Annotated in this window: 7 protein-coding genes and 1 pseudogene; 4 read left to right on the top strand and 4 right to left on the bottom strand. The window is 69.4% G+C overall.

Features of this window, described 5'->3' with window-relative positions:
• Positions 1-470: cbb3-type cytochrome c oxidase subunit I (locus AC08ON_RS14560; protein ID WP_476607740.1), on the bottom strand; the 470-nt coding region annotated here is incomplete at its 3' end.
• The gene (gene ctaC, locus AC08ON_RS14555; RefSeq protein ID WP_476607741.1) at positions 467-1,417 is read right to left on the bottom strand and encodes an aa3-type cytochrome oxidase subunit II; all 951 of its coding nucleotides are present in this window, start codon (positions 1,415-1,417) and stop codon (positions 467-469) included. The genes ctaC and AC08ON_RS14560, both read right to left, overlap by 4 nt.
• A gap of 246 nt (positions 1,418-1,663) precedes the next feature.
• Between ctaC and AC08ON_RS14550 the strand changes: the two genes are divergently transcribed.
• Together AC08ON_RS14550 and AC08ON_RS14545 are read left to right on the top strand one after the other, a co-directional pair.
• Positions 1,664-2,812 (top strand): cysteine desulfurase family protein, encoded by a 1,149-nt coding sequence (locus tag AC08ON_RS14550; protein WP_476607742.1) that lies wholly within the window; start codon positions 1,664-1,666, stop codon positions 2,810-2,812.
• A 13-nt stretch (positions 2,813-2,825) separates the two neighbouring features.
• Positions 2,826-3,062 carry a sulfurtransferase TusA family protein gene (locus AC08ON_RS14545; protein WP_476607743.1) on the top strand — a complete coding sequence of 79 codons (237 nt, stop codon included), beginning with the start codon at positions 2,826-2,828 and terminating at the stop codon, positions 3,060-3,062.
• A 9-nt stretch (positions 3,063-3,071) separates the two neighbouring features.
• Here AC08ON_RS14545 and AC08ON_RS14540 read toward each other — a convergent pair whose 3' ends face one another.
• Positions 3,072-4,052: a carbohydrate kinase family protein gene (locus AC08ON_RS14540; RefSeq protein ID WP_476607744.1), complete on the bottom strand. Its 981-nt coding sequence runs from the start codon at positions 4,050-4,052 to the stop codon at positions 3,072-3,074.
• 316 nt (positions 4,053-4,368) lie between these two features.
• On the bottom strand, positions 4,369-4,731 hold the full coding sequence (erpA, locus tag AC08ON_RS14535) for an iron-sulfur cluster insertion protein ErpA (RefSeq protein ID WP_011437506.1): 363 nt from the start codon (positions 4,729-4,731) through the stop codon (positions 4,369-4,371).
• Between the two features lie 410 nt (positions 4,732-5,141).
• On the opposite strand from erpA, the gene nadA reads away from it, so the two are divergent.
• Positions 5,142-6,365, top strand: coding sequence for a quinolinate synthase NadA (gene nadA / locus AC08ON_RS14530; protein WP_476607745.1), 1,224 nt, complete (start codon positions 5,142-5,144; stop codon positions 6,363-6,365).
• Positions 6,365-6,601, top strand: a pseudogene (locus AC08ON_RS14525) (DUF3043 domain-containing protein); the annotation flags it as partial. The gene nadA and the pseudogene AC08ON_RS14525, both read left to right, overlap by 1 nt.

Raw genomic sequence — 6,601 nt, 5'->3', positions numbered from 1 at the left:
TCGTTGTTCAGCGGCGAGTAGGCGAACCAGCCGAAGGACGCGGCGCCGTTCGGGGTCAGGAACCCGAGGATCACCGTCAGGCTGCCGAACAGGAAGAACCAGTAGGACAGCGCGTTCAGCCGCGGGAACGCCACGTCCGGCGCGCCGATCTGCAGCGGCACGAGGAAGTTCGCGAACGCGAACGCGATCGGGGTCGCGAACATGAGCAGCATCAGCGTGCCGTGCATCGTGAAAAACTGGTTGTACTGCTCGTTGGAGAAGTACTGCAGCCCCGGGCGGGCGAGTTCCGCCCGCATCATGATGGCCAGGACACCGGCGAAGAGGAAGAACACGAACGACGTGACGAAGTACATGACGGCGATGTCCTTGTGGGACGTCGTCCGCAGATAGCCGAGCAGGTTCGTCCGCCGGGGGATGTGGGAGTCCGGGGAGTCGGCGTGGCCGACACCCGCTTCTTGTACGAGGGTCACTGTCCACTCCCGGTGGTTGCGGTGGTGGCGGCGGTCCCGGTCGTTGACGCGGCCGGCGCCGCCGAGATCGCCACGTTCTCCCGGTCCGCGATGAACGTGTCGTACTCGGCCTGCGGCACGACCTTCACGTAGAAGTTCATCCGGTCGTGGTCCGTCCCGCACAGTTCGGCGCATCGACCGATGAAGGTGCCGGTCTTCGTGATGGTCAGTTCAAACTGGTTCACCCGGCCGGGGATGACGTCCCGCTTGAACAGGAACTCCGGCACCCAGAACGAGTGGATGACGTCCGGCGAGCTCTCCACGAAACGGATCGAGCGGTTCTGCGGCAGCACGAGCACCGCCGGTTCACCGGGGCGACCGGTGACCTCGATCGGGTTGGCACCCTGCCGGCCGGAGCCGGTGTCGAGGTACTTGAACTGCCAGTTCCATCGGAAGGCGATCACGTCAACGGTGACGTCTGGCTTCGGCGAGAGCTTGGTGACCTCGCTCTCGTCCCGGGCCGTGTAGAAGAACAGCCCGGCCACGATCACCACCGGCACGACGGTGTAGAGAACCTCGACTGGCAGATTGTAGCGCACCTGGCGGGGAAGCACGTCGCTGCGTTTCCGGAAGGCGATGATCGCGTAAAAGATCATTCCCCAGACGAGCACACCGACGGCGAGCGCGGCGATCGCCGAACCCTGCCAGATGTTGAGAAGGCGCGGCGTCTGGTTCGTCACGCCCTTGGGATAACCGAATGTAGGCCTGTCGCAGGCGGTCGCCATGATCCCCACGACAGCGAGCACGGCACCGAGACGCAGGACACGCCGAAGCGGCCGGATGTGCCGCGTCCCGTGCACGCCGACCGCGGACACCGCAGCTGCGCGTGTGTCGGAGTCAGCCGGTGTCGTCGGCGTGTCCTCGACATCCGCGAGCGACGGCCGGGTCCGACCGAAGGATCTCCTCACCAGGTCCTGCCTCCCACGACGAGCGGGCCGCGGCCGCGGGGCGGACAGCGTTCGTCCCCGCGCGCGAGACCCCCTGGAAACGCCATGTCGCCCCGCCGATCCAACCGGACGACATGCTGTCTTCGACACGCTGTAGATGGTGCGGCAGCAGCGTATCCCAGCAGCCGCGAACCTTCTCGCCTAAGGCCCCCGTCAGCGCCTGTGACGCACGCCCCTCCCGGCCGTTCACGGCGTACCGTTTCACAGGTGCCGGCCTATCTCGACCACGCGTCGACCACGCCGCTGCACCCTGCCGCGCGCGAGGCTCTGCTAATGGCTCTTCAGGATGGTTGGGCCGACCCGGCACGGTTGTATCGGGAGGGCCGCCGGGCGCGCATGCTGCTCGACGCGGCCCGCGAGACCGTCGCGGGCGTGCTCGGGGCCCGGCCGGACGAGATCAGTTTTCCCGCGAGCGGGTCGGCGGCGGCGCACCTGGCCCTGTTGGGCACGGCGGCGGCCCGGCGGCGTGCGGGTGACGTCGTCATGGTCAGCGCGGTCGAGCACTCCAGCGTCCTGCACGCCGCGCAGCGGTACGAACAGGCCGGTGGACGGGTCGCCAGGATTGGTGTGGATCATCTCGGCCGGGTCGACCCCGTCGACTTCACCCCCGTCGCCGGTACCGCCGTCGCCAGCCTCCAGCACGCCAACCACGAAGTCGGGACCATCCAGCCGGTCGCCGAGGTCGCCGAACGGATGCGCGCCGCCGGGGTGCCACTGCACACCGACGCCGCCGTGACAGTCGGCCACATCCCCGTCGACCTGGCCGACCTCGGGGTGGATCTGCTCACCGCGAGTGCCCACAAGTTCGGCGGACCACCCGGGGTGGGCGTTCTCGCGGTGCGCACCGGGACCCGCTGGCGCAGTCCCGGTCCCGTTGACGAGCGGGAGGGCGGTCGGGTTGCGGGCTATCCGAACGTCCCCGCCGTCGTCGCCGCCGCCACGGCGCTGAGCGCCCGGGCGGGTGAACTCGCCGCGGAGGCGCCCCGGCTCGCCGGCTACGTGGCCGAACTGCGCCGCCGGCTGCCCGAACTCGTCAACGGCGTGGAACTACTCGGCGATCCGGACCGGGCGGCGACGGTTCCGCACATCAGCGCGTTCTCCTGCCTCTACGTCGAGGGCGAGGCGCTGCTGACCGAGCTCGACCGGGCCGGAATCGCCGTGAGCTCCGGGTCGAGCTGCACATCCGACACCCTGATCCCGAGCCATGTCCTGGTCGCCATGGGCGCGTTGACACACGGCAACCTGCGGATATCCTTCGGCCGCGAGTCGACCCAGGCCGATCTCGACGCCCTGCTGACGGCGCTGCCCGCAGCCGTACGCGCCGTGCGGGACCGGCTGGGCGCCGCCGGGCTTTGATGCCGACAATCCGATGACGGACCAGCCGCACACGGTCGACTCGCGGGGACGACGCTGCCCGTTGCCAATCATCGATCTGGCCCGCGCCTTCGGCGGGATTCCGGTGACCGGCACCATCACGCTCTGGGCCGACGACCCCGCCGCCGGCGCGGACGTCGTGGCCTGGTGCCGACTGCGGGGTCAGGAGCTGGTGGACGTCTCCCCGCTTCCGGAAGGCGGGGAGGCGTTCGTTATCCGGCGGCTTGTATAACCCGCCGGCTCAGATTGCCGGCAGATGCTCGGCGATCTCGGCGGCGGCGTCGGAACCGTAGGCCTCGGTGAGACGCTTAAGCACCTCCGAGGGCTCCACCGTGTACTCCTGGGTGCCGATCGTCTCCAGGACCAGGGTGGCGAGGAGGGAGCCGACCTGGGCGGAGCGTTCGAGCGAGAGGTCCCAGGACCGGCCGGCGAAGAACCCGGCCCGGAAGGCGTCCCCGACTCCGGTGGGATCCGGGGTGGCGCGGGCGGGAACGACCGGGACCCGGATGGGGTCGCTCTCCGGGGCCTCGATGACCGCACCGTCCTTGCCGTGCGTGGTCACCCGGACACCGACCCTGGCCAGGATCTCCTCGTCCGACCAGCCGGTCTTGCTGGCGAGCAGCGCCTTCTCGTACTCGTTACAGAACAGGTAGGCCGCACCGACGACGAGCTCGCGGATCTGCGGGCCCTCCATGATCGCGAGCTGCTGGGAGATGTCCGCCGCGAACGGATATCCCCGCTGCCGGCACTCCGCGCTGTGGCGCAGCATCGCCCCGGGGTCGTTGGGGCTGACGATCACCATGTCCAGGCCGCCGAACCGCTCGGCGATCGGCCTCAACTCGATGTCGGCGGCCTCACTCATCGCACCCGGGTAGAAGGACGCGATCTGGTTGAGGTCCTCGTCGGTGGTGCAGACGAACCGCGCGGTGTGCGCGATCTCACTGACCCGCACGGAGGCGGTGTCCACGCCGTGCCGGTCGAGCCAGGAGCGGTAGTCGGCGAAGTCCTCGCCGACCGCGCCGACGAGGATCGGGCGCAGGCCCAGTCGGCCCAGGCCGAAGGCGATGTTGGCCGCCACTCCGCCCCGCCGGATCACGAGCTCGTCGACGAGAAAGGACAGCGAGACCCGCTCAAGCTGGTCGGCGAGCAACTGCTCGGCGAACCTTCCAGGAAAGCGCATGAGGTGGTCGGAGGCGATGGAACCAGTCACGGCGATACGCACGATCAAGGAGCTTACCGGCCTGCCCCGAAGCCCGGAACCACCGGCTCGCGCTGGTTCACGCGCGTCATCACGGAGGCGTCAGAATTACGAGGCGTCAGATCGCGGAGTCCCGTGATTCCGGCGGCCCGCCGGCAAGGGAAACGACGGATACCGGCGCAAGCGGATACCGACGCAGCACATACGGGAGAGCCCGGTCCGACGAACAAGGGCCGGACCAGGCTCTCCCGGACGTACCAGTCCGATCAACCGGTCACCGAACCGCACCCGGGGCTCGCGTCGAGACGCGAGCAGGAGGGACGGCCCGGTGCTCAGCGCATCAGTGGAACGAGTCGCCGCAGGCGCAGGAACCCTGGGCATTCGGGTTATCGATAGTGAAACCCTGCTTCTCGATCGTGTCGACGAAGTCGATCGTCGCCCCGCCGAGGTACGGGGCACTCATCCGGTCCACCGCCACCTTGACACCGGAGAAATCGATGACGGTGTCGCCGTCGAGGGAGCGCTCGTCAAAGAACAGCTGGTAGCGCATGCCCGAGCAGCCTCCGGGCTGCACCGCGATACGCAGCTTGAGGTCATCCCGACCCTCCTGCTCGAGCAGGGTCTTCACCTTGCCTGCGGCGGTGTCGGTGAGGACGACGCTCGAGGACTGCGTCGCGGGTGCCGTGGTGTCCTGAACGGTCATAGGGACTACTCCTGCCCTTGGTGGACGTGCCTGGCAAGCCAGGCCACTAGTTCCGGTTGACTTGTACGCAGGGCGCCGCCGACCATCCGGCGCGCACCCCCGGGCACGGCACTGCCACTGTGCCGACATCCATGCCCAACACCGTCGGCCGGGATCCGCTTCCTATGGTAGCGACGTCGGCGCGGGTCAACCACGTCGAGATCCCGACCATGCCTGGAGACGGTGGTCACTCCCGTTCACGTTAGTGACCTTCGTCTGGCCGCCAGCTGACCACGAAGAGCTCGGCATACGATGGCGCCGGGAGTTAGAGTCTCATCGACCATTCGTGGACGGGTCCGGCGGGATCGTTCGGTCGGCCGCCGCGGACGACGAGGCGGCCAGGCCGAGGGCCGGTCGACCGGAGGAGCGCCATGACCACCAACCCGACCCTGCGGCGCGGCCCTATCCCTGCTCGCGACCCGGCCCTCGGCCGGGTCGGTGTGGCTCCATCACCGCTGGCCCTGCTGCTACTCGGCCGCCAGGCTGACCCGGCCAGCGAGCGTGGCGTGGACTGTCCGGGTGAACTCCCCCCAGCGGCCGATCCGGCCCTCACAACCCGCGCCGCGGCGGCGAAGCGGGCACTGGGTGATCGGGCGTTCATCCTCGGGCACCACTACCAGCGCGACGAGGTCATCGCCTTCGCCGACGTGACCGGCGACTCGTTCAAGCTGGCCCAGCAGGCCGCCGCGCGGCCGCAGGCCGAGGCGATCGTCTTCTGCGGCGTGCACTTCATGGCGGAAAGCGCCGACATCCTCACCGGCGCGCACCAGCAGGTGATCCTGCCGGACCTCGCCGCCGGCTGCTCGATGGCGGACATGGCCACCGCCGAGCAGGTCGAGCAGGCCTGGGACGATCTGCTCGATGCGGGAGTCGCCGCCGATACCGTTCCGGTGAGCTACATGAACTCCTCGGCCGCGATCAAGGCGTTCACCGGGCGCCACGACGGGACGATCTGCACCTCGTCGAACGCCAGGCGCGCGCTGGAGTGGGCCTTCGGCGAGCGCGGGGGTGCCCGGGTGCTCTTCCTGCCGGACCAGCACCTCGGCCGCAACACCGCCATCGGTGAACTGGGGATGAGCGAGCAGGACTGCGTCGTTTACGACCCCCGCAAGCCCTCGGGAGGACTGCCCCGCCGGCAACTGCGCGCGGCGAAGATGATCCTCTGGCGGGGTCACTGCTCGGTGCACGGCCGGTTCACCCGCGACAGCGTCGACGAGGTCCGCCGCCGGATCCCCGGGGTGACGGTGCTCGCCCACCCCGAGTGCCGGCGGGAGGTCGTCACCGCGGCCGACCTCGTCGGCTCGACCGAGTACATCATCTCGGTCGTCGCTGCCGCTCCCGCCGGATCGGCGTTCGCGATCGGTACCGAACTGAACCTGGTGCAGCGGCTGGCGACGAGGCACCCTGACAAGACCGTCGTCTTCCTGGACCGTACGGTGTGTTTCTGCTCCACCATGAACCGGATCGACATGCCCCACCTCGTGTGGGCGCTGGAGTCCCTCGTACGGGGTGAGACGGTGAACCGCATCACCGTCGACCCGGACGTGGCCACCTATGCCCGGAAGGCTCTCGACCAGATGTTGGCGCTGCCCTGATGGCTCTGCTGAAACGACGCAGCTCCGCCGGCTCCGATGCCGGCCCCGGCCCCGGCCCCGGGGACCCGATCGCCGAGCAGGTGGAGAGGGTCGAGCAGGAGAAGGTCGTCGATCCGCGGCGCACGGCGGCCAAGGGCCGGCCCACGCCCCGCCGGGCGGAGGCGCGAGCCGCCCGTACGAAGCCCGGTGGTGCGCTCGGCGTCCCGGCGAACAAGCAGGAGGCGCGGGCCGCGCGG

It is taken from the genome of Frankia sp. CoWAU3 (genome assembly GCF_977971855.1).
This window is presented reverse-complemented; position numbering and strand designations above follow the sequence as displayed.